The 20,458-nt window shown below is 69.5% G+C and carries 19 protein-coding genes and 2 pseudogenes; 12 read left to right on the top strand and 9 right to left on the bottom strand.

The features are described 5' to 3' along the window. Nucleotides 1-863: 863 nt before the first annotated feature. From L0U85_RS18770 to L0U85_RS18785, 4 genes are read right to left on the bottom strand one after another with little or no spacing between them, the layout of a single operon-like run. Nucleotides 864-1,493 carry a GNAT family protein gene (locus tag L0U85_RS18770; protein WP_241379292.1) on the bottom strand — a complete coding sequence of 210 codons (630 nt, stop codon included), beginning with the start codon at nucleotides 1,491-1,493 and terminating at the stop codon, nucleotides 864-866. A 39-nt stretch (nucleotides 1,494-1,532) separates the two neighbouring features. Next, nucleotides 1,533-2,768, bottom strand: a complete 1,236-nt coding sequence (gene glp, locus L0U85_RS18775) for a gephyrin-like molybdotransferase Glp (protein WP_241379293.1) — start codon at nucleotides 2,766-2,768, stop codon at nucleotides 1,533-1,535. 59 nt (nucleotides 2,769-2,827) lie between these two features. Next, nucleotides 2,828-3,718, bottom strand: coding sequence for a UTP--glucose-1-phosphate uridylyltransferase (locus L0U85_RS18780; RefSeq protein ID WP_241379294.1), 891 nt, complete (start codon nucleotides 3,716-3,718; stop codon nucleotides 2,828-2,830). Nucleotides 3,719-3,769: 51 nt separating this feature from the next. Continuing rightward, nucleotides 3,770-5,746 (bottom strand): diguanylate cyclase, encoded by a 1,977-nt coding sequence (locus L0U85_RS18785; protein ID WP_241379295.1) that lies wholly within the window; start codon nucleotides 5,744-5,746, stop codon nucleotides 3,770-3,772. A gap of 157 nt (nucleotides 5,747-5,903) precedes the next feature. Between L0U85_RS18785 and L0U85_RS18790 the strand changes: the two genes are divergently transcribed. Together L0U85_RS18790 and L0U85_RS18795 are read left to right on the top strand one after the other, a co-directional pair. Beyond that, entirely contained in the window at nucleotides 5,904-6,524 is a 621-nt protein-coding gene (locus tag L0U85_RS18790) for a 5-formyltetrahydrofolate cyclo-ligase (RefSeq protein ID WP_241379296.1), read from the top strand. A 134-nt stretch (nucleotides 6,525-6,658) separates the two neighbouring features. Further along, nucleotides 6,659-6,970: an FmdB family zinc ribbon protein gene (locus L0U85_RS18795; RefSeq protein ID WP_241379297.1), complete on the top strand. Its 312-nt coding sequence runs from the start codon at nucleotides 6,659-6,661 to the stop codon at nucleotides 6,968-6,970. A gap of 105 nt (nucleotides 6,971-7,075) precedes the next feature. Here L0U85_RS18795 and L0U85_RS18800 read toward each other — a convergent pair whose 3' ends face one another. From L0U85_RS18800 to L0U85_RS18815, 4 genes and pseudogenes are all read right to left on the bottom strand, one after another. Further along, nucleotides 7,076-8,023, bottom strand: a complete 948-nt coding sequence (locus L0U85_RS18800; protein ID WP_241379298.1) for a complex I subunit 1 family protein — start codon at nucleotides 8,021-8,023, stop codon at nucleotides 7,076-7,078. After that, on the bottom strand, nucleotides 8,016-8,558 hold the full coding sequence (locus L0U85_RS18805; protein WP_241379299.1) for an NADH-quinone oxidoreductase subunit C: 543 nt from the start codon (nucleotides 8,556-8,558) through the stop codon (nucleotides 8,016-8,018). The genes L0U85_RS18800 and L0U85_RS18805 overlap by 8 nt, the downstream gene beginning before the upstream one ends. 49 nt (nucleotides 8,559-8,607) lie before the next feature. Beyond that, a pseudogene (locus tag L0U85_RS18810) lies at nucleotides 8,608-9,078 on the bottom strand (NADH-quinone oxidoreductase subunit B family protein); the annotation flags it as partial. Beyond that, on the bottom strand, nucleotides 9,069-9,437 hold the full coding sequence (locus tag L0U85_RS18815) for an NADH-quinone oxidoreductase subunit A (protein WP_241379300.1): 369 nt from the start codon (nucleotides 9,435-9,437) through the stop codon (nucleotides 9,069-9,071). The pseudogene L0U85_RS18810 and the gene L0U85_RS18815, both read right to left, overlap by 10 nt. Before the next feature lie 424 nt (nucleotides 9,438-9,861). Here L0U85_RS18815 and L0U85_RS18820 point away from each other — a divergent pair, with 424 nt between their 5' ends. From L0U85_RS18820 to L0U85_RS18840, 5 genes are all read left to right on the top strand, one after another. After that, complete coding sequence (locus L0U85_RS18820) at nucleotides 9,862-10,482, top strand: SigE family RNA polymerase sigma factor (protein ID WP_241379301.1); 621 nt, start codon at nucleotides 9,862-9,864, stop codon at nucleotides 10,480-10,482. Further along, the gene (locus tag L0U85_RS18825; RefSeq protein ID WP_241379302.1) at nucleotides 10,482-11,354 is read left to right on the top strand and encodes a hypothetical protein; all 873 of its coding nucleotides are present in this window, start codon (nucleotides 10,482-10,484) and stop codon (nucleotides 11,352-11,354) included. The genes L0U85_RS18820 and L0U85_RS18825 overlap by 1 nt, the downstream gene beginning before the upstream one ends. Nucleotides 11,355-11,557: 203 nt before the next feature. Further along, the gene (locus L0U85_RS18830; protein ID WP_277606047.1) at nucleotides 11,558-13,414 is read left to right on the top strand and encodes a 2-oxoacid:acceptor oxidoreductase subunit alpha; all 1,857 of its coding nucleotides are present in this window, start codon (nucleotides 11,558-11,560) and stop codon (nucleotides 13,412-13,414) included. Next, nucleotides 13,407-14,429 carry a 2-oxoacid:ferredoxin oxidoreductase subunit beta gene (locus L0U85_RS18835; protein ID WP_241379304.1) on the top strand — a complete coding sequence of 341 codons (1,023 nt, stop codon included), beginning with the start codon at nucleotides 13,407-13,409 and terminating at the stop codon, nucleotides 14,427-14,429. Before L0U85_RS18830 ends, L0U85_RS18835 begins: the two co-directional genes overlap by 8 nt. Nucleotides 14,430-14,583: 154 nt before the next feature. Continuing rightward, entirely contained in the window at nucleotides 14,584-14,973 is a 390-nt protein-coding gene (locus L0U85_RS18840; protein ID WP_241379305.1) for a phage holin family protein, read from the top strand. Here L0U85_RS18840 and L0U85_RS18845 read toward each other — a convergent pair. Continuing rightward, nucleotides 14,970-15,791: an IclR family transcriptional regulator C-terminal domain-containing protein gene (locus L0U85_RS18845; RefSeq protein WP_241379306.1), complete on the bottom strand. Its 822-nt coding sequence runs from the start codon at nucleotides 15,789-15,791 to the stop codon at nucleotides 14,970-14,972. The two genes, L0U85_RS18840 and L0U85_RS18845, sit on opposite strands and share 4 nt — an antisense overlap. A 433-nt stretch (nucleotides 15,792-16,224) precedes the next feature. Between L0U85_RS18845 and L0U85_RS18850 the strand changes: the two genes are divergently transcribed. From L0U85_RS18850 to L0U85_RS18870, 5 genes and pseudogenes are all read left to right on the top strand, one after another. Continuing rightward, nucleotides 16,225-17,385, top strand: coding sequence for an MFS transporter (locus tag L0U85_RS18850; RefSeq protein WP_241379307.1), 1,161 nt, complete (start codon nucleotides 16,225-16,227; stop codon nucleotides 17,383-17,385). 127 nt (nucleotides 17,386-17,512) lie between these two features. Further along, nucleotides 17,513-18,445, top strand: a complete 933-nt coding sequence (locus L0U85_RS18855) for a polyprenyl synthetase family protein (RefSeq protein ID WP_277606054.1) — start codon at nucleotides 17,513-17,515, stop codon at nucleotides 18,443-18,445. 319 nt (nucleotides 18,446-18,764) lie between these two features. After that, nucleotides 18,765-19,319 (top strand): hypothetical protein, encoded by a 555-nt coding sequence (locus tag L0U85_RS18860; protein WP_241379309.1) that lies wholly within the window; start codon nucleotides 18,765-18,767, stop codon nucleotides 19,317-19,319. A gap of 146 nt (nucleotides 19,320-19,465) precedes the next feature. After that, nucleotides 19,466-19,624: pseudogene (locus L0U85_RS18865) on the top strand (IS5/IS1182 family transposase); the annotation flags it as partial. Between the two features lie 111 nt (nucleotides 19,625-19,735). Further along, complete coding sequence (locus L0U85_RS18870) at nucleotides 19,736-20,323, top strand: hypothetical protein (RefSeq protein WP_241379310.1); 588 nt, start codon at nucleotides 19,736-19,738, stop codon at nucleotides 20,321-20,323. The last annotated feature ends 135 nt before the right edge of the window (nucleotides 20,324-20,458 follow it).

The following is a 20,458-nucleotide window of genomic DNA, read 5'->3' on the forward strand; positions in this document are numbered from 1 at the left end:
TTACCAAGAAGTCATCTCCAGAAAAGCGGGGGTAGCCCAACCCGAACACGGGCCCCAAACGGGAACCGGACCCGAGCGAGACTCCGAACCGGACTCCGGACCGGGCGGACGCTTCCGCCCCGAAGACGAGCACGCCCCCACACCAGCAACACCGCCAGCAGACGCGGCCGCACCAGCCGCCCCGGTCGCGGCGATGACTCTGGTACACCCGGAAACGAATGAACCGCTGATCCCGGTGCGCTCGAACCTGATCGAAGATCCCATCCCGTTCTTAACCTGCCCGCCGCGGGACGCCGCGGCGGGGAAGGCGCCTCATACAGCCGCCAGCTCGAAACCGGAAACGGCTTCGAGCCATTCCCCGTGTCCAGGGCCAAAACAGCACACCCAAGCGGCCAGAGACTCCGTGCTCGACCGGCCCAAACCGGCTCCCCCTCCCGGCCGCCCCGAACCGGCATCCCCTCACGGCCCCCGAACCCACACCCACAGCGCCCGCCGCAGCCGCCGAACCAGACCCGAGAGTCCCGCTCCCGCTCCCGCTCCTGATCCTGATCCTGCTTCTGTTTCTGTTTCTGCTCCCCACGACCGACCTCCGTGGCCGACAGGGCACCCCCGACCTCCACTCAGATCCTTCGTCGCCGCCCGCCTGAAGACCGCCCAAAGCGGACCGAACTCCGAAGGGCCCGCCCCCACCCGACACTCTCGTCGCTGATACGCCTGAAGCCGGGCCGAAAAGAGCCGGCGAGCCGACAACGTCAGCCCACCTACTCCTCCACCTCATCATCGCTGCCGCCTTTGGCGCGGACGAATCACTTCGCCTTGCCGCTCCCGCCGTCGGTCACAACTTCTCAGGTCGGGCAGTACGCCTAGTGGTTGGACTGGGCCTTTCTCAGGCGCTCCATCCGGTCGACCATGCGCTCGGCAGCGACCTCCTCGGCGGTGACCGCGTACCCGTAGTGGTCACGCCAGCCGCCGTCTATATAGAGGTAGCGCTTGTGGAGACCTTCCCGGCGCAGCCCGAGCTTCGCGGCGACCCGGTTCGAAGGGCCGTTCTCGGGCCGGATGTTCACCTCGATGCGGTGGAGGCGCCCGACGGTGAGGGCATGGTCGATGACGATGGCCAGCGCGGTGGCGGTGATGCCTTTGCCTGCGTGCCCGCGGTCGATCCAGTAGCCGGCGTACGCGGAGCCGAAGGCGCGGCGCACGATGTTGCCGACGGTGAGCCCGCCGACGAGCTCGCCTTTCCAGCACACGGCGAGGGGCCAGCTCGTGCCGTCCTTGACGGATCGTTTCAGGCCGCGGAGCATGGCGCGGAACGCGGCGGGCGAGTGGGCTTCGTTCCAGGTGGTGCCGGTGCCGGGCTCCCAGGGGGCGAGCCAGGCCTCGTTCGAGCGCCGCAAGTCCGACCAGCGTCGGGCGTCGCTGCGGCGGAACGGCCTCACGCTCACGTCGCCGTGGCTGATGTTCACCGGCCAGCCGGGGTTGGAGAGGGTCATCTAATTCGATCCAAAAAAGCAGTGCGTGTAGGCAAGGTGTCATCGGTTTCGGTCCAGCAGCAGCACGTCTACGGTGGACCCGGCGGGCACCCGGGTGGCGTTCTCGCCGATCGTCATCAGTCCTGTCGCCTCGGCGAGTCCGCTGAGTGTGTAGGAGGCTGATCCCAGCGGGGCGACGGTGTAGCCGCCGCCGCGCCGTTCGGCAACACGGACCGGGCGGAACTCGCGCAGTCCGTTCGGTGAGGATACGGGTTCAGTGAGATTCGCTCGCACGCTGGGCCGGAATACGGGTTCGGCGCCGGCGAGCCGCTGGATCAGCGGGCGAGCGATGGTCTCGAACGCGATCATGGCTGAGACGGGGTCGCCCGGGAGGCACACGATGGGGACCTCTTCGGGACCGATGGTGCCGAACCCCATGGTCTCGCACAGGTAGACGGCGACGGGGTCGAAGGCGACCGCGCCGTCGCGCGAGAGCGTGCGGCGCACCATGTCGCCGGGGCCGGTTCCGGTGCCGCCGGTGGTGATGACGAGGTCGGCGCGCAGGATCTGGTCGTCGAGGACAGTGCGCAGCGCGTCGGGTTCGTCGTCGCAGATGCCGACGCGGTAGGCGTGGGCGCCGGCCTCGGAGGCGGCGGCGGTGACGAGGTGGGAGTTGACGTCGATGAGCTGGCCCGGCTGGGAGGGCCGGCCGGTGTCGACCAGTTCGTCTCCGGTGGCGATCACGACGACTCGCGGTGTGGGGCGGACGACGACGTCGGCGACTCCCGCGGCGGCGAGCAGGCCGATGAGCTGCGGGGTGATGCGGCGCCCCTCGTGGGCGAGGAGCTCGCCGGAGGTGCGCTCGGAGCCGAGGCGGCGCACGCCGTGGCCGCGGCGCGGGACCTGTCGGACCTCGACGGTGGCCATGCCCTCGTCGGTCCAGGCGAGCGGCACGACGATGTCGGCGCCGACCGGGAGCGGGGCGCCGGCGGCGACCGAGAAACAGGTGCCTTTGACCAGGCGAACGGGCCGCCATGAGGAGGCGGCGAGGTCGCCGAGGACCTTGAGGCCGACCCCGCGTTCGGGGCTGGCTCCGGTGAGGTCCTCGGCGGCGGCGGCGTAGCCGTCGATGGCGGCGTAGTCGAACGCGGGCAGCGGCCCGGGCGTGGTGACGTCCTCGGCGAGGACGGAGCCGGTCGAGCGGGTCATGTCGACGTCGGTGGGAGGCAGGGGGCGAACCAGGGCCAGCGCCTTCGAGAGGAAATCCGCCAGTGGCGTCGCGTCGCTCCCCTTCACTCCTCAGCCCCCGTTCGTCGATTCCCACCGGTGTCGCGCACCGCTAGGCCGCGTATTCGCTATTCCAGTGTCGCACTGAATTCCCGCAGCCAGGCGTTGAAGCCGGGCAAGTCGTCGCGTTCGCTGGCGAGTTTCACCAGCGTCTGGAGGTACTCGGTGGGCTGGCCGGTGTCGTACCGGCGGCCCCGGAAGACCACGCCGTGTACGGGGGTTCCGTTGGCGCGCATGGTGTCCATGGCGTCGGTGAGCTGGATTTCGCCGCCTCTTCCCGGCTCGGTGGCGTCGAGGACGGGGAAGATCGCGCCTGGCAGGACGTAGCGTCCGATGAGGATGAGGTTCGACGGCGCGTCCTCGACGGCGGGCTTCTCCACCAGTCCGGTGACTTCGACGACGTCCGCGGTGTCGGTGGGGTTGACCGAGGCGACCCCCCAGCGGGAGACGTCTTCGGGCGGGACTTCCATGAGGGCCAGGACGATGCCGCCGGTCTCCGCCTGGAGGTCGATCATGCGCGGCAGGAGCTTGTCGTCGAGGTGGCAGAACTCGTCGCCGAGGAGGACGGCGAACGGCTCGTCGCCGACGTGGGCGGCGGCGCGGCCGACGGCGTGGCCCAGGCCGAGGGCCCGTCCCTGGCGGATGGCGTTGATCTCGGCGATGCGCTCGGGGGCCTTGATCGCCTCGATCGCGTCGGTCTTGCCCTTGGCGGCGAGGGCTTCTTCCAGGTCGGGGCGGACGTCGAAGTAGTCGACGATCGAGTCCTTGCCGCGGGCGGTGACCAGCACGATGTCGTCGGCGCCGGCCGCCGAGGCCTCTTCGAGGATGTACTGGAGGACCGGTTTGTCGACGATCGGGAGCAGTTCCTTGGGAACGGCCTTGGTGACGGGAAGGAAGCGGGTGGCGTTGCCCGCGGCGGGAATGACGGCCTTGGTGGCACGACGCGAGGTTTCAGACATACGGCGAGGGTATCGTGACCACTCTCAGTCAGAAGTTCGCCACCCGCCCGGCTAGGCCGTGGCGATCCGCCAGGTGTCGCGGCCCGCAGCCTTGGCCGCGTACAGGGCTTCGTCCGCCGCGGCGATGACCGCCGACGCGGTGTCGGCGTGGTCGCCGAGCACCGCGATGCCGACCGAGACGGTGATGCGCAGCTCCAGGCCTCCGTCTGCGTCGCTGACCTTGAACGGTCGCCCCGAGACGGCCCTGCCGAGGCGCTCGGCGACGACGGCCGCACCGGCGGCGTCGGTCTCGGGCAGCAGCACCATGAACTCCTCGCCGCCGTGCCGGAACGCCAGGTCGACCTCCCGGATCTGGCCGGTGATGCGCCTGGACAGCTCGACGAGGACCTGGTCGCCGACCGGGTGCCCGTGGGTGTCGTTGACGGCCTTGAACAGGTCGAGGTCTATCGCCAGCAGCGCCGAGGGCCGCTGGAAGCGGCGGGCGCGCTCGGCCTCGCGGCGCAGCGACGTCTGCATGAACCGGTAGTTCCACATTCCCGTCAGCGGGTCGGTAAGGCTCAGCCGCTGCGCCTGGCGGTGCAGCAGCACGTTCTCGACGGCCACGGCGACCTGCCCGGCGAAGGTCTTCAGGGTCTCGACGTCGCCGTCTTCGAAATCCTGGCCGGCGACGCGGTCGTACAAGACCAGGACGCCGAGGACGCCCAGCTCGGTGCGAGTGGGGTCCTCGTCCGGCCAGGCGCGACGCGCCCCCGGCTGCTCCGCTTCGACGGCCTGCCTGCCGGAGAAGGGAACGGCGATGATCGTCTGCGCGTCCGGCTCGGTGGCCGCGCGCCGCCAGCTGCCGAACTTGCCGTCGTAGATGCGCCCGTGCGCGGGCATGCCGGTGCTGGCGATGGCGCCGATGATGCCCTCGCCGATCCGCACCGACGCGGGCTCGGCCAAGCCCAGCTCGCCTTCCCCTGCGCGCTGCTTCAGCTGGTCGGTGTCGTCGACGTCTACGAGCATGATGATGCCGGCCTCGGCGTTCGTCGTGACCATCGCGGTGTCGAGGATGACCTCCAGGATTCGGTCGAGGTCGAGCGTCGCGGTGAGCGTCTGGCCGAGCCGGCCGAGCTGGCCGCGCATCTGGTCGCGGGAGGCGGTGAGCGCCTGTACGTACGCCTGGGTCTGGGCGGTCATGCGGTTGAACGCCAAGGCGAGGTGCGCGACCTCGTCGCTGCCGTGGACTGGCACGCGCACGTCCAGGTCGCCGTCGCTGACGCGCTCGGCGGCGGCCGACAGCTCGGCGAGGGGCCTGGTGGTCGAGCGGGACAGCCACGCGGCCAGACCCACCGCGCACACCGCGCTGGCGGCGACCATCGCCGCGAGCGTCCAGTACATGGGGGTGATGTCGGTGGAGGCGGTGCCGATGCGCAACGGCAGGAACGCATCGGTGAAGGCCCAGCGTCCGGCGTCGACGCTGCCGGCCGACAGCTGTCGGCCGCGGCCGTCCTGGAGGACCAGTTCGGCGTCGGCGGCGTCGGCGATACCGGCGAGGAAGTCCTGGTCGACGACGCGGAAGGCGGTGAAGACGGAGGTGGTGCCGTCGGCGTTCTCGACCAGGGCCTGGGAGCCGAGGGCGACGATCGGCTCGCCGACGCTCTGGACGGGCTCGGCGCCGCAGTCGATCCAGGCGCCCTCGGGCGCCCGGGCGCCGACCGCGGCGCTGGAGGAGGCGTCGGCGTGTTCGAGGCTGGAGAAGACGACGCCGTCGACCACGGCGCGGTCGACGACGAGTTCGGCCATCTCGACGGCGTCGCCGGCGCCGCCGCTACGGTGGTTGAGGGCCACCGCTGCCGCGGAGCCCTGGATGCGATCGCAGATGGTGCCGAGGGTGGAGTCGACCATCGTGGCGGCCGAGTCCGCCAGCTCTGAGCCGCGGGAGTCCGCCAGATGGGACATGATGGCAGCAACGAACACGGCCCCCACCAGGACCGGCCCCAGCACGACGACGAGGAACGCCGTGGTGAGCCGTGAGCGCAGCGACACCGAAGCCCCCTCAAGTTCACTCCCTAGAAGACTACCTAGAGCTACCGACTAGACACGACTGGGCGCGGCCATCGGAACAGGTATGACCGAAAAGGTGACTAAAGATCGCTGTTCGGGGGAATCTATGCAGGCAAAGACGATCACAGTGAGGGATACCGTGACCACAGTGAAGGATGCCGTCCGGGCGCGGCTGCTGGAAACACGAAAGGCGATGTCGCCCAAGGATCGTGAGGACGCCGACCGGGCAACGTGGAATGCCTTGCGGGGCTTGCTGGGCGAGGTGCTGAACGAGGGGGCGGCGGTGGCGGCGTACCGGCCGTTCGGAGCGGAGCCGTGCGCGACGCTCCGGCCCGAGATCCCAGAACGCCTGGCGGACCACTACAAGGTGCTGTTGCCGGTGACGCTGCCCGACAACGACCTCGACTGGACCGTCGTCGGTTCCGAAGTGCGCCAGTCGGAAGCGCCGGAGGACTCGTGGAGCGGGGTGGCGCTGACCGGGCCGAGGGGCACCGAGGGCATCGCCGCCACATGCGGCCCCGAGGCGATCCGGGAGGCCGCGGCGGTGATCGTCCCCGGACTGGCCGTCTCGAACAGCGGCATCAGGCTGGGGCGCGGCGGCGGCTCCTACGACCGGGCCCTGGCGCGGCTGCGGCCGGACGTGCCGGTGGTCGCACTGCTGCGCGACGGCGAGTTCGACGTCGCGGTCCCGGCCGAGCCGCACGACCGGCCGGTGACCGGAGTGATCACCCCGGCCGACGGCTTCGTCACAGTCGGATAGATCGATCACCTCCATGCGAGATGGATTTAGCACTCCGCGCTGCTGAGTGCTAATGTCGATCGGGATCTGAGCGCGACCCGCCTTGGCCACGCTCGCGAGCCATGAACCGGTCCTGACTGTGCTGGAGGAACCACGTGCCTGTCTACGAATACCGCTGCAAGGAGTGCGGTTTCGAGTTCGACAAACACCAGTCGTTCGCCGAAGCACGCCTGACCGACTGCCCCGCCTGCGAAGTGGCCGGCAGCCTGCGCAAGGTCTTCGGCAACGTCGGAGTGACCTTCAAGGGCAGCGGGTTCTACCGCACCGACTCCCGTTCCACCGGGACGAGCTCACTGAGCTCGAACGACTCCCAGAACGGCGCGAAGAAGTCCGAGAAGTCCGAGAAGTCCGAGTCGAAGAGCGAGTCCAAGCCGGCCGCGAAGAAGACCGAGACCAAGGCCGCTTAGCCTCCTTCCACCGCGTCGGACCCGGATTCCCGGTCGTCCGCGGTGAAGAGCGTTTCGAACGACTCCGCCTGCGGGCGGCGGCTCCGGGTTGCCGCCGAAAGCGGCTCAGCCAAGGGCGATCACGGTGGTGAGCACCAGCTGCGCGAGCGCGAGCGGCACGAGGCCCTTCCAGCACAGCGCCTGGATCTGATCGACCCGCAGCCTCGGCCAGGCCACGCGAAGCCAGATGACCACCAGCGCCAGCGCCCCGGTCTTCAGCAGGGTCCACATCCAGCCGAGCGATTCCGGCCCCGGGCCCTGCCAGCCTCCGAGGAACAGCACCGCCGTCAGCGCCGCGATCACGACGATCCCGGCGTACTCGGCGAGCAGCAGCAGCGCGAACCGCAGCCCGGCGTACTCGGTGAGGTAGCCGAAGACGAGCTCGGAGTCGGCCACCGGCGCGTCGAACGGCGGGCGGCGGATCTCGGCGAGCCCGGCGGTGAAGAAAACGAACGCCGCCGGCGCCTGCCACAGCAGCCACCACGGGTTCCAGGCCTCGACGATGCCCTGGAGGTTCAGCGTCCCGGCGGCCACGGCGACCGACGCGGCCGCGAGCACGAGCGGCAGCTCGTAGGCCATGAGCTGCGCGGCGCCGCGCAGCGCCCCGACGAGCGTGTACTTGTTGGCCGAGGCCCACCCGGCCATGAGCACGGCCAGCACGCCGATGCCGACCAGCGCGAGCACCACGAACAGGCCCATCTCCAGACTGGAGCCGACCAGGTCTCCGGGCCCGAGCGGGATGAACAGGAGCACCAGCAGGTACGGGACGAGCGCGACGGCGGGCGCGAGCTTGAACACGGGCTTGTCGGCGGCGTCGGGGACGAGGTCCTCCTTCTGCGCGAACTTGACGCCGTCGGCGATGAGCTGGGCCCAGCCGTGGAAGCGTCCGGCGTGCATCGGACCGAGCCGGCCCTGCATGTGGGCCATGAGCTTGTGCTCGGTCTGGCCGACCAGGAGCGGGAGGACGAGGAACGCGGCCATGACGCCGACGAGTTTGACCGCGATCTCAAGCATCGGGCTCCTTCATCCAGTCCTCGGGGACTCCGGGCGGGCGCTTGGGGGCGCGCTTCCTGGCGCCTTCCCTGCCGCCTCCGGGTTCCTTCTCCCCCGGCCAGGGTTTGACGACCCGGGAAGCGAGCACGAAGTCCTTGCGCAGCGGGTGCCCCTCGAACTCTGGCGGCAGCAGCAGCGGTCGCAGGCCCGGATGGCCGGTGAAGTCGACACCGAACATCTCGTGGGTCTCGCGTTCGTGCCAGTTCGCGCCGGCATAGAGGTCGGTGATCGAATCGACCGGGCCGACAGCGACGGTTCGCAGCAGCACACCGCGCCGCTCCGCCACCGACCACAGGTGGGCGACGATCCGCATGCCGTCCTCGCCCTCGTCGACCGCGGAGAGCCAGTCGAAGAAGTCGCAGCCGAGGTCGTCGCGGCAGGTCTTGACCGCCTCGCGCCAGTCGGCGGCGAGGACGTCGGCCACGGCCCTCGGGCCGTCCTCGCCGGTCTCGACCTCGAGCGCGGCGGTGACCCGTGCGTGCCAGGGTTCAGGCATCGCGCCTCCTGAGCGGGGCGCGCAGGTTGGAGCGGAGCGGCTCCTCGCCGATCTGCTTCTGGAGCTGGCCGATGCCGTACAGCAGCGCCTCCGGCCTGGGCGGGCAGCCCGGGACGTACACGTCGACGGGGATGATCTGGTCGACGCCCTTGGTGACGCAGTACGAGTCCCAGTACGGGCCGCCGGAGTTGGAGCAGGCGCCGAAGGAGATGACGTACTTCGGTTCGGGCATCTGGTCGTAGAGCCGCTTGATCGCCGGGGCCATCTTGTCGGTGACGGTCCCGGAGACGACCATGAGGTCGGCCTGGCGCGGCGAGTGCGCGAACGGGATGACGCCGAGGCGCATGAAGTCGTGGCGGCTCATCGACGCGGCGATGAACTCGATGGCGCAGCAGGCCAGCCCGAAGTTGAACACCCACAGCGAGTACCTGCGGCCCCAGTTGAGGATGAACCGGATCGGCTCCCCGAGCACCCCGGCGCCCTCGTCGGGCCTCGCCGGGAACGGAAGCTTCACTGCCATTTGAGCACCCCCTTCCTCCAGGCGTAGGCCAGTCCGAGCGCGAGCACCCCGACGAACACGCCCATCTCGGCGGCCGCGGCGAACCCGAAGCCCGCGGCGACGACCGCCCACGGGAACAGGAACACCGCTTCGACCGCGAAAAGCACGAACAGGAACGCGTACACGTAGTAGCGGATCTGGACCTGCGCCCAGTCGCCGCCGACCGGGTCGACGCCGCACTCGTAGGTCATCCCCTTCACCTTCGACGGCGCGCTGGGGCGCAGCAGCCGGTTGGCCGTCAGCGCGGCGGTCACGAACGCGAAGCCGGCCAGCAGCAGCACCCCGAAGACGGCGTAGTCGCCGAGTAGGGAGGAGTCCATGCTCACACCATAGTGCGGCGCGCCCGTCGAGGGAAGCCAAGCGTCGCGGCGATCGGTTGACGGCTAAATATTCGCCCGCCGACGCAACCGCTCGCGCCTCACGGGCGTGTAGGTGTTCGAAGAGGAATACGCGGCCGTCCAGCGACATCGGACTCCGTGCCCGCCCGCCATACCGATTTGCGGCTCGCAAGCCGAGCCGTGGAGGAAAGTACATCGCATGACCGCCGCCAGCGCCACGACGCGACGCCGCGCCCGCACCGCTCGCGGCCACGTCTGCGCGCATCGCCGCGTACCTGGCGCGACGGCCGTCGGGACCACCCCGCCTCGCTTCCCCGCGCATCCGAACGAGACAATGTCTAGCGCCGGGTTCGCCCGCCCGGCCCCAATTGCTGCCCTTGTCCCCCCTACCTGTGCTGGAGCGGATGTGCGAACGGAGGCGGAGTTCACCGACCTCTACGAGAACCACTTCTCGGAGCTCACTGCCCAGGTGTGTGCTTATCTCGGCGATTCGGCCGAGTCGCAGGACCTCGTACAGGAGGCCTTCCTGCGGGCCTGGCAGCGTTGGGACAAGGTCGGCGGCTACGAGGAGCCGGTCGCGTGGGTGCGGCGCGTCGCATGGAACCTCGCAACGAGCCGCCACCGCCGCAACCAGGTGGTGCGCAAGTTCCTCCAGAAGTCCGCCCCGCCCGAGCCGGCACCGGGCGCCGGCCCCGACCACGTCGCGCTGGTGGCGGCGCTCCAGCGGATCCCCGCGAAGCGGCGCAAGGCCCTCGTCCTGCACTACATGGCGGACATGCCGATCAGCGCGATCGCCGAGTCCACCGGGGCCCGCGAGGGCACCGTCAAATCATGGCTCCACAGGGGACGGAAGGAGCTCGCCGAGCTGCTCGGCGACGAGGCGGCCGACCGCAAACCGGCACGGGCCGAGTCCGACACGATGCCCATCCGCCTGCGCCCGCAGCCCGCGGAGCCGCCCCGGACCACCGGCACCGCGAGAGTGCCCCGCCCCAAGGGCAACCGATCATCCGTGAAGGAGGACCGCTGATGAACGCCGACCACTACGGTGACGCCGTCGCCGAGACGGGCGACGACGCGATCACGGCCGCCTTCGCCGCGTACAAGGCCGACGCGCCGTCGGCGTTCGAGCCACCTCCGGTCGACGACCTGATCATGTCGGGCCCTGCCTCGCTGCGCAGGCGCCGCCTCATCTCCCTCGCCGCGGTCCTCGGCGCCTGCACCGCCGTCACCGCCGGCGGCTTCGCCGTCGCCCAGACCCTCGGTTCGACGCCGGACCCCGAGCCGGCCGCCCCGCCGGTCACTATGCAGGACGAACCGTCTGCAGAGGAGGCCCCCGGGACGCACCTGGGCGAACCGCTGACGCCCGAGACCGGCGACGACGAACCGGCCTCCGAGGACACCGAGATGCCCGAGGGCGGCGGCCAGGTCCTCGTGATCGACGAGTGGACCGGCGCCTGCGCCGGCGGCGAGTTCGGCGTCGACCTGGAGACCTGGGAGTTCGCCGACGAGTCCGAGTGGACCGTCGAAGCCGACACCACCGGCGACCTCACCGGCGACGACACGCCCGAAACCGTTCTGGCGCTCTCCTGTGACGGGCAGACCGCCGTCGCGGCGTTCACCCCGCACGAGGACGGCCTCGACCAGCTCGCATGGGTGTGGCAGCCAGACGAATCACAGAGCCTCTCCGAGATCGTCGGGATCGAGGACGGGGCGATTACACTCCAGGGGCTCAGCGCCTCCGAGACATGGACGGCGCGCTACGAGTGGGACGGCGAGGCCTTCGTCGAGATCGACGAAGTGCCCACGACCGAACCGAGCTCGCCCGAGCCCACGGCGACCGCCGAACCGGGCGAGACTCAGACCACATCAGGGACGCCCACGGCCGACGGCCAGGAGTGACCCGACGACGGGGGTCGTTCTCCCACAAGGTGAGAGCCTTGACTCCCAGGTGTGTCGCCTACGTCGCGACTGGACGCGTGGTTGGCACCCGCACGTCATCCACGCGTAGCATCGCAAGTGAGAGACGATGGCGGACCCGATCCGGCATCCCGAACAGACGCGCCGCTCGCCCGCGCGTGCCCGCAGACCCGCATGAGGAGAACTTGGTGAATACCGTCCGGCAGCTCGACCGGGTCGTCATCCGCTTCGCAGGGGACTCCGGTGACGGGATGCAACTCACCGGCGACCGATTCACGGCAGAGACCGCCAAGCTCGGCAACGACCTCTCCACCCTCCCGAACTATCCCGCAGAGATCCGGGCGCCCGCCGGAACCCTCCCGGGCGTCTCCAGCTTCCAGATCCACTTCGCGGACTCCGACATCCTCACCCCCGGCGACGAGCCCGAGGTGCTCGTGGCGATGAACCCCGCCGCCCTCAAGGCCAACCTGCCCGACCTCAAGTCCGGCGGCATCGTCATCGTCAACACCGACGAGTTCACCAAGCGCAACCTCACCAAGGTCGGCTACGCGGCGAACCCCGTCGAGGACGGCTCGCTCGACGACTACCAGCTCATCGAGGTCCCGCTGACCAGCCTCACCATCGGCGCGCTGGAGGACTACGACATCGGCAAGAAGGACGCCGCGCGAAGCAAGAACATGTTCGCGCTGGGCCTGCTGTCGTGGATGTACTCGCGCACCACCGGCGTCACCGAGGACTTCCTGAAGAAGAAGTTCGCGGCCAAGCCCGACATCGCCGAGGCGAACATCGCAGCGCTCAAGGCCGGCTGGAACTACGGCGAGACCGCCGAGTCCTTCGCCGTCCAGTACGAGATCCCGCCGGCGACGCTCCCCGCCGGCACCTACCGGAACATCACCGGCAACCAGGCTCTGGCCTGGGGCGTCATCGCCGCCGGGGTGGCCAGTGACCTGCCGGTGTTCCTCGGGGCCTATCCGATCACGCCGGCCAGCGACATCCTCCACGAGCTGTCCAAGCACAAGCGCTTCGGCGTCACGACCGTGCAGGCCGAGGACGAGATCGCGGCCGTCGGCGCCGCGCTCGGCGCCTCGTGGGGCGGGGCGCTCGGCGTCACCACCTCCTCGGGCCCGGGCATCGCCCTGAAGTCCGAGACGATCTCCCTGGCCGTATCGCTGGAGCTGCCACTGGTCGTCATCGACGTGCAGCGGGCCGGCCCGTCCACGGGCATGCCCACGAAGACCGAGCAGGCCGATCTCATGATGGCCATGTTCGGCCGCCACGGCGAGGCCCCGATCGCGATCGTCGCCCCGCAGTCCCCGTCGGACTGCTACGAGGCGATGCTCGAGGCCACCCGCATGGCCCTGCACTACCGCACCCCAGTCATGCTCCTGTCCGACGGCTACATCGCCAACGGCGCCGAGCCGTGGAAGCTGCCCGACCCGGCCGACCTGCCGGACCTGTCGGTCGAGTTCGCCACCGAGTTCAACGACACCGACTCGAGCGGCAACGAGATCTTCCTGCCGTTCAAGCGCGACCCCGAGACGCTCGCCCGCCCGTGGGCCGTCCCGGGCACGCCCGGCCTCCAGCACCGCATCGGCGGCATCGAGAAGGCCGACGGCACCGGAGACATCTCCTACGACCCGGCCAACCACGACCACATGGTCCGCACCCGCGCCGCCAAGATCGCCGGGATCCCCGTCCCGGACCTGGAGGTGGAGGACCCCGGCGATACCGACGTGCTCGTGCTCGGCTGGGGTTCCACGTGGGGCCCGATCGGCGCGGCCGTCCGCGGCCTGCGCGACCGGGGCATCCCGATCGCCCGAGCCCACCTGCGCTACCTCAACCCGATGCCCGCCAACCTCGGCGAGGTCCTGGCCCGCTACGACAAGGTCGTCGTCCCCGAGATGAACCTCGGGCAGCTGTCGCAGCTGCTGCGCAGTGGCTTCCCGGGCACGGACGTCATCGGCTACAACAAGGTGCGCGGTCTGCCGTTCACCTCCAACGAACTGCAGGACGCCCTGGAGGAGGTCATCAAGAATGGCTGACGCTGTCAAGCTCGACGCTCCGAAGCTGAAGGCCAAGGACTTCAAGTCGGACCAGGAGGTGCGCTGGTGCCCCGGCTGCGGGGACTACGCGATCCTGGCCGCCGTCCAGTCGTTCCTGCCCGAGCTGGGCCTCGAACGCGAGAAGATCGCGTTCGTCTCCGGCATCGGCTGCTCCTCCCGCTTCCCGTACTACCTGAACACGTACGGCATGCACTCGATCCACGGCCGTGCGCCGACGATCGCCACGGGCCTGGCGACCAGCCGCCCGGACCTGTCGGTGTGGGTCGTGACCGGTGACGGCGACGCGCTGTCCATCGGCGGCAACCACCTCATCCATGCGCTGCGCCGCAACGTCAACCTGAAGATCCTGCTGTTCAACAACCGGATCTACGGGCTCACCAAGGGCCAGTACTCCCCCACTTCGGAGCCGGGCAAGCTCACCAAGTCCACCCCGATGGGCTCGGTCGACGCCCCGTTCAACCCGCTGTCGCTCGCGCTGGGTTCGGAGGCGACGTTCGTCGCCCGCACACTGGACTCGGATCGCGCCCACCTCCAGCAGGTGCTGCGCGCCGCCGCCGAGCACGAAGGCAGCGCGTTCGTGGAGATCTACCAGAACTGCCCGATCTTCAACGACAACGCGTTCGAGGTGCTCAAGAGCGCCGAGACGCGCGATGAGGCGATCATCCGCCTCGAGAACGGGCAGCCGATCCGCTTCGGCGACCGGGCCGTCGTGCAGTCGGGCTACGGCCTCGAAGTCAAGGACGTCGCCGACGTCGACGAGTCCGACATCGTCGTTCACAAGTCCGACGTGGACGACCCGGCGTACGCGTTCGCGCTGTCGCGCCTGTCGGGCACCGAGCTGGACCACACGCCGATCGGCGTGTTCCGCTCGGTCGAGCGGCCCACCTACGACGAGCAGGTCCGCCACCAGGTCGAGGAGGCCTCGGCGGGCGTCGACCGCAAGGGCGCCCTGGACCGGTTGCTGAACTCCGGCGACACCTGGACCGTCCTCTGACCCAAGCCGATCGAAGCGGCCGACCGGTCCCTGCGGGACCGGTCGGCCGCTTCACTTCGATCACCTCGCTGTGACCCATGACGTCGTAGCCCCCGGCTCCTGTGCGGTCGAGGTCGGGAATGCGGAGTCGGCGCCCGTTTGAAAGAATGTCGGGATGCGACTCATCGTCAAGATCGCGGTCACCGGCGCGGCCTTCTGGCTCGCCTCGTGGCTGCTCAAGGGGATCCAGATAGGCACGTCGGCGGACTCCTTCTGGGACAAGGTCTTCACGCTCGGGGTCATCGCGGTGATCTTCGGCGTGGTGAACGCGGTGCTCAAGCCGATCATCCAGACGCTCGGGTGCGGCTTCTACATCCTCACGCTCGGCCTGTTCGGGCTCATCGTCAACGCCGCCCTGTTCATGCTCGTGGCGTGGCTGGCCGAGCAGTTCGACCTGGTCTTTAGCGTCGACAACTTCGGCTGGGCGCTCCTGGGCTCGATCGTGGTCACGGTGGCGGGCTGGGTGATCAACCTGGTGCTGCCCGACCGGGTCGCCACGGACTAGATCAGGGGCTGGAGTTCGACCGCGGCCCTGCGCAGGCGTTTGGTGAGCAGGGGCCAGAACCGGCCCATGTCCGACAGCGGCATGGCCGCGGCGAGCACGACGCGCTCGTTCGGGTCCTGGTGGTCGCGCACGACGACGGCCGCGCAGCCGACACCGTCCTGGAACTGGCCCATCTCGGCGTACACGCCCGACTCGCTGTAGACCATCAGGTCGTGTTCCAGGGCATCGGGTTCCGTGAGCGTCCTCCCGGTGAACCGGCGCATCCCGGCGGCCTTGAGGAACATGGCCCGTTCGGTGTGCTTGAGCGTCGCCAGCAGGGCCTTGCCGAGGGCCGTGGCGTGGGCGCCGTCGTCGAATCCGACGATGAGGTCCTCGACGTGCGGCGACCGGTTCCCCTCGGTCACCGAGGTGACCGCCGGTCGCCCCTCGACGAAACGGGCCACGAACGTCGAGTAGCCGGTCTCGGTGGACATGCGGCGCATGAACTCCCCGCAGGTGCGCGGCCCGGCCATGGCCTGGGTGAGCTCGGAGTAGCGGTCGGAGACCTCCAGGCCGAGGGAGTAGCGCCCGTTCTCGTCGCGCCGCAGATACCGCTCGTAGACGAGCGTGCGCAGCAGGTTGTAGGCGGTCGCCCGGTTGAGCTCGCATTCGAACGCGATGCGCTGCGCCGACACGCCGCCCGAATGCTTGCCGACGAATTCCATGATCCGCAGCGCCCGCTGGACACTCTGGATCATCTTGGTCGGCTCGTCACTGTTGCGAGGCCGTATCCCGCCGTGTTTTCGCAGCTTGTCCTTGGCTCGCCGCTGCTCCACCATGCCGCCGCTCCGTTAACCGCTCGTGAGTCCACGCCTCTGACCACGGGCCGGGGAGGCCCCCTCGCACCGCGTGAACCGGGAATCTAACTATATAAACAACAGCTACTTGCGTCATCCCCCGACAGCGGGCAGTATCAACGTGTCAGCACCGTTCGAAACTCGGCATACGCCGGGCGCCGGACAGAATCCGCGGCGACGGCGTCGAGTCCCCACCAACTTCCTCGTCATCGCCGCGGTCATACACACCACATAAGCGAAGTGCGGCGGTTCCCCCCACCAGGGCCGCCGCACTTCGTCGTAGCGGCCCTAGTGCGACCACACTCGCACACGGTGTGCGTCCGCGTCAAGACACGTCACCCGAATACGTGACACTCCGAGCCCTGCCGAGAACGAACGGGGCGCCGCGACACCGCCCAAGAGTACGGTTGCCAACGTGCCGACCACGACCGCGCCGAACGCCTCATCGACCGTGGCGACCGCATTGAGCGTCAACGTAGCCGCCGTCATGCCGGTGTTCCTCTTCGGAGGCCTCGCCGTCCAGATCGCCGACGAGCTGCACATGAGCATCGGCGCCATCGGCCTCGTCGCCGGCCTCTACTTCGCCGCCAGCGCCGTCACGGCCGTTCCCTCCGGGCACGTAGTGGAACGCTTCGGCGCGCCCAACGTCGCGCGGCTCGGCGTCGGGCTCTCGGCCGCCTCGATGGCGGCGGTCGCCGCGTTCGCCCACGACCCGGTGACGCTCACCGTCCTGATCGTCCTCGGCGCTCCCGCCAACGGACTCGGGCAACTGTCGTCGAACGCGGTCCTGTCGAACTGGGCCCCCAGGCGGCACAAGGGGTTGGCGTTCGGCGCGAAACAGGCGTCGGTGCCGCTGTGCACCATGCTCGCCGGGCTCAGCGTCCCCGCGATCGCGCTGACCCTCGGCTGGCGGTGGGCGTTCGTCGCCGGCGCCGCCGTCGCACTGCTCGCCCTCATCCCGCTCATCGGCCTCGGCCGGCCCGAACTCCCCCGGCGGGTCGGCAACGGCCGCGCCTTCGACCGGCGCCTCCTCGTCTTCGCCGCCGCCACCTGCCTCGGCGCGCTCGGGGCGACCCCGCTCGGGTCGTTCCTGACCACGTACGCCGTGGACATCGGCGCCTCCGAGTCGTTCGCGGGACTGAACCTGACCATCGGCGGCCTCGCCGGGGTCGTCGCCCGCACCGCCGTGGGCGCGCTCGTCGACCGCCGGGGCGGCGGCGAGCTCGGCATCATCGTCGTCATGCTCGCCGGCGGCGGCGCCGGGATCGGGGCGCTCATGGTCGGCGAGACGTGGCTGCTGCCGCTCGGGACGGCCGCGGCGTTCGCGCTCGGCTGGGCGTGGCCGGGGCTGATGAACTTCGCGGTCACCAACCGCTATTCCGACACCCCGGCGGCTGCCACCTCGATAACGCAGACCGGGGTGTACGCGGGCGGGGCGATCGGCCCCATCGCGTTCGGACTGATCGTCGACAACACGAGCTGGAACACCGGCTGGAGCGTCTCCATCGCCGCGATGGTTCTCGCGGCCGTCTGCATCGTCATCGGCGCCCGCCTGAGCGGCGGACAAGGGCGCTAGGACGCAGGCGACTGTGGCTTCCCGCCCCGTCCCCGATTCCACGACCACACGATAAGGTGAGCCTGTGGTGACCACTGGAAGTGCCCAGACCGCGCTGAGTTTTGCCGACGAGGCCTTCGCGGACGAGATGCAACAGGCCCTCGATGCCGTGGAGGAGCGGCTGCTGAAAGCGGTCGACACGGACCAGCCGCTGCTGCGCCAGTCCGGATCCCACCTCATCAACGCAGGCGGGAAGCGCTTCCGGCCCATGCTCACGATCGTCTGCTCGCACCTGGGCGACCCCGGCCGGTCCGGGATCGTCGAGGCCGCCGTCGCGCTTGAGCTGACCCACCTGGCGACGCTGTACCACGACGACGTCATGGACGAGGCGGCCGTGCGCCGCGGCGCGCCGAGCGCGAACGCCCGCTGGGACAACTCGGTGGCGATCCTCACCGGGGACTTCGTGTTCAGCCAGGCCGCGCAGATCATGGCCGACCTCGGGCCCGAGGCGGTGCGCGCGCAGGCGGCGACGTTCGCGCGGCTCGTGCGGGGCCAGATCAACGAGACCATGCCCAGGCCCGACGGGATCGACCCGATCGAATGGCACCTGCAGATCCTGTCGGAGAAGACCGGATCGCTCATCGCCACGTGCGCGAAGTTCGGCGCGTGGTTCGCCGGGGCCGGCGAGCGCACCATCGCGACCGCCGAGGAGTTCGGCGAGGTCATCGGCGTGGCGTTCCAGATCGCCGACGACATCATCGACATCGCCTCCGACACGTCCGGGAAGACCCCTGGAACCGACCTCCTCGAGGGCGTGCCGACCCTGCCGGTGCTGTACGCGCTCGCCGGGCAGGACCCGGCCGACGGGAGACTGCGCGAACTGGTGTCGGGCCCCGTCGCCGAGCAGGACCTCCCCGAGGCGCTGGAGCTGCTGCGCGCCTCGACCGCACTGGTCGAGGCGAGGGCGATGCTGAGCCGGTATCAAGAGCGGGCGAGGCTCCTCGCGTCGTCCCTCCCGGAGGGCCCGGCCGCCCGAGCTCTGATCGACATCTGCGACTACATGGTCGCCAGAGACGCCTGACGAGGCCCGCTTCACGGTCAGTTCCTTCTCCAAGCCGGGGCATTGGTCGACCAGGCTCGGCGCGCCCGCGGCACGGTTCCTCCAGGGCCGCTTCACCGACCGGTTCCTGACCGAAATGTGCGGGGCCTGCGCGGTCCGCTGAGGCCCGGGAGCCTCGGTCGGCCACGAGTGCCGCGATGAGCCGCTCAGTCGCGCTGTCAAGTCACCTTGCCCGAACGGCTGAGGTCGCCGGTGGCAAACGTCCGATATCGTTCATGGAGCCGCCTCGGCCCCCCAGACTCGGCGGCGGGACCCCCGCCGCCCCTGCTTGAGGAGCGCAGTGAAAGCAAGCCATCCAGGGCCCCCTTCGACCAAACCGAACACCGTGCGGGTCGCGCAGGCCCTGATATGGATCGAATTCACGGCCATCGTCGGCCTGTACACGATCGGCCTGAACTTCCTCCTCGCCGCCACCACGGCCGCCGCGAGCGACGAGACCACGATCGAAGTCCTGCTCTCCGGAGGCGCCGAACGGTGGGTCCTGGTGCTCACCTCGATCGCCGTGACCGGCTCGCTGCCGCTCATCGCGGTCCAACTGGGCCGCCGCAGGGAGGCGGCGATCAAGGCTGCCTGGTACGCGCTGGCGTTCGTGCCGTTCTGCATGTACGTGTGGGTGGCCACCCGCGCCTATATGGCGACCTTCCCCGACGGGCCCGAGTTCTTCATCAGCGCGGGCGCGATGCTCCTGGTGTGCGGCTCGATGCCGACGGCGATCCTGCTGCTGCTCGCCACGCCCTCCTCACGGGCCTGGTTCGCGAGCGCCCACCTGGCAGAGGAACTCGACGCCCTCGAATCCGAGGCCGACGCCGAACTCGAAACCACCGCCACCCACTGAGGCTTTCCCGGCAAGGTCTTGGTGACGGCTGGGAATAAGACCTCCTGAGACACAACGAAACCCCCTGGTAGACAATGAAGTTGCTTCACGACTTCGTTGCACCAGAAGGGCTTCGATTGTCTACCAGTGTCACATGCCGTTGCACGCTGCCGGTAGACCGGGAGGTCGTCACCTGGTTCGCTTGCCGGCTCCAGACCATCCGGCGCAGGCGACGCACCCGCAAGGGCACCCGAGCGCTGGGCTACTTCCGCCAGGCGGTCCTGGCGCTCCGCTGGCTCTTCGACGGCACCCGCATGACCCAGCTGCTGCGGTAAGGAGGCAACCGGACGCGGCGCTGGAGCGTCTTGTAATCAGCACCAGTGGCGCGGCGGGATCGAACAGCTCCGCCGCGCGCCCCTATCAAACAAGGGACGATCTTGCGGCGACGGAACTTCACCACCTGGGCCGCCGCGGCGGCCGCACTACTCACAACGGGACTGTGCGCCGCGGACGCGGTGGCGGACGGGACATCGGACGAGCTGGTCTCGATCACGATCACCGGGCACCGGGAAGCCGATCCAGGCGACGAAGTCGCCACCTACGTCTTCGACTACGAAGCGGTCAACCACGCCACCGCGGCCGAAATCGTCGACGGGGTCTTCGATGTCTTCGAGTTGACGCCGGGCCTGCTCGGCGACGATCGGTACGAGGATCTGTGGCAACAGGGCATCGATGAGGTCGCCGGCGGAGAAATCGGTCTTCAATGGAGCGTCGAGGTGCAGGCGCTCGACGCCGACGGCGGGATCCTCTCGACCACGCTGCTCCAGTCGGCTTGCGGGACGCTCCCCGGCGAGACCCTCTCGACCTGGGGCCGGTTCACCGTCTACGACGGGGTCCCCCTGAAGGCCGACCAGGTCGCCGAGGTCGTCGTCGACGCCGACACGCTCGAGGTGCTGCCGGAGTACCTCTCTGAGAACGACGACGAGCGCTGCTCGGCGATGGTCAGCGGGGGCGACAGGTTCTAAGAGAGTAATCAACCGTCTTCCCCGTAGATTTCCGCGATCCGATCATCCCGCAGCTGAATGAGTTCTGCCGCGAGATCGGTGCTGCCGAGTTCATTGAGGTATTCCCGGCAAGGTGATCGATGCGGAGCGTGAGCG

The sequence above is a fragment of the Glycomyces sp. L485 genome (genome assembly GCF_022548875.1).
In the GTDB taxonomy this organism is placed as follows: domain Bacteria; phylum Actinomycetota; class Actinomycetes; order Mycobacteriales; family Micromonosporaceae; genus Glycomyces.

What these genes read in the sequence shown, in the direction of transcription:
- L0U85_RS18855 (WP_277606054.1), top strand. Translation starts at nt 17,513, where the DNA reads ATGCAACAGGCCCTCGATGCCGTGGAGGAGCGGCTGCTGAAAGCGGTC.
- L0U85_RS18825 (WP_241379302.1), top strand. Translation starts at nt 10,482, where the DNA reads ATGAACGCCGACCACTACGGTGACGCCGTCGCCGAGACGGGCGACGAC.
- L0U85_RS18800 (WP_241379298.1), bottom strand. Translation starts at nt 8,023, where the DNA reads ATGCTTGAGATCGCGGTCAAACTCGTCGGCGTCATGGCCGCGTTCCTC.
- L0U85_RS18815 (WP_241379300.1), bottom strand. Translation starts at nt 9,437, where the DNA reads ATGGACTCCTCCCTACTCGGCGACTACGCCGTCTTCGGGGTGCTGCTG.
- L0U85_RS18840 (WP_241379305.1), top strand. Translation starts at nt 14,584, where the DNA reads ATGCGACTCATCGTCAAGATCGCGGTCACCGGCGCGGCCTTCTGGCTC.
- L0U85_RS18845 (WP_241379306.1), bottom strand. Translation starts at nt 15,791, where the DNA reads ATGGTGGAGCAGCGGCGAGCCAAGGACAAGCTGCGAAAACACGGCGGG.
- L0U85_RS18805 (WP_241379299.1), bottom strand. Translation starts at nt 8,558, where the DNA reads ATGCCTGAACCCTGGCACGCACGGGTCACCGCCGCGCTCGAGGTCGAG.
- L0U85_RS18835 (WP_241379304.1), top strand. Translation starts at nt 13,407, where the DNA reads ATGGCTGACGCTGTCAAGCTCGACGCTCCGAAGCTGAAGGCCAAGGAC.
- L0U85_RS18770 (WP_241379292.1), bottom strand. Translation starts at nt 1,493, where the DNA reads ATGACCCTCTCCAACCCCGGCTGGCCGGTGAACATCAGCCACGGCGAC.
- L0U85_RS18780 (WP_241379294.1), bottom strand. Translation starts at nt 3,718, where the DNA reads ATGTCTGAAACCTCGCGTCGTGCCACCAAGGCCGTCATTCCCGCCGCG.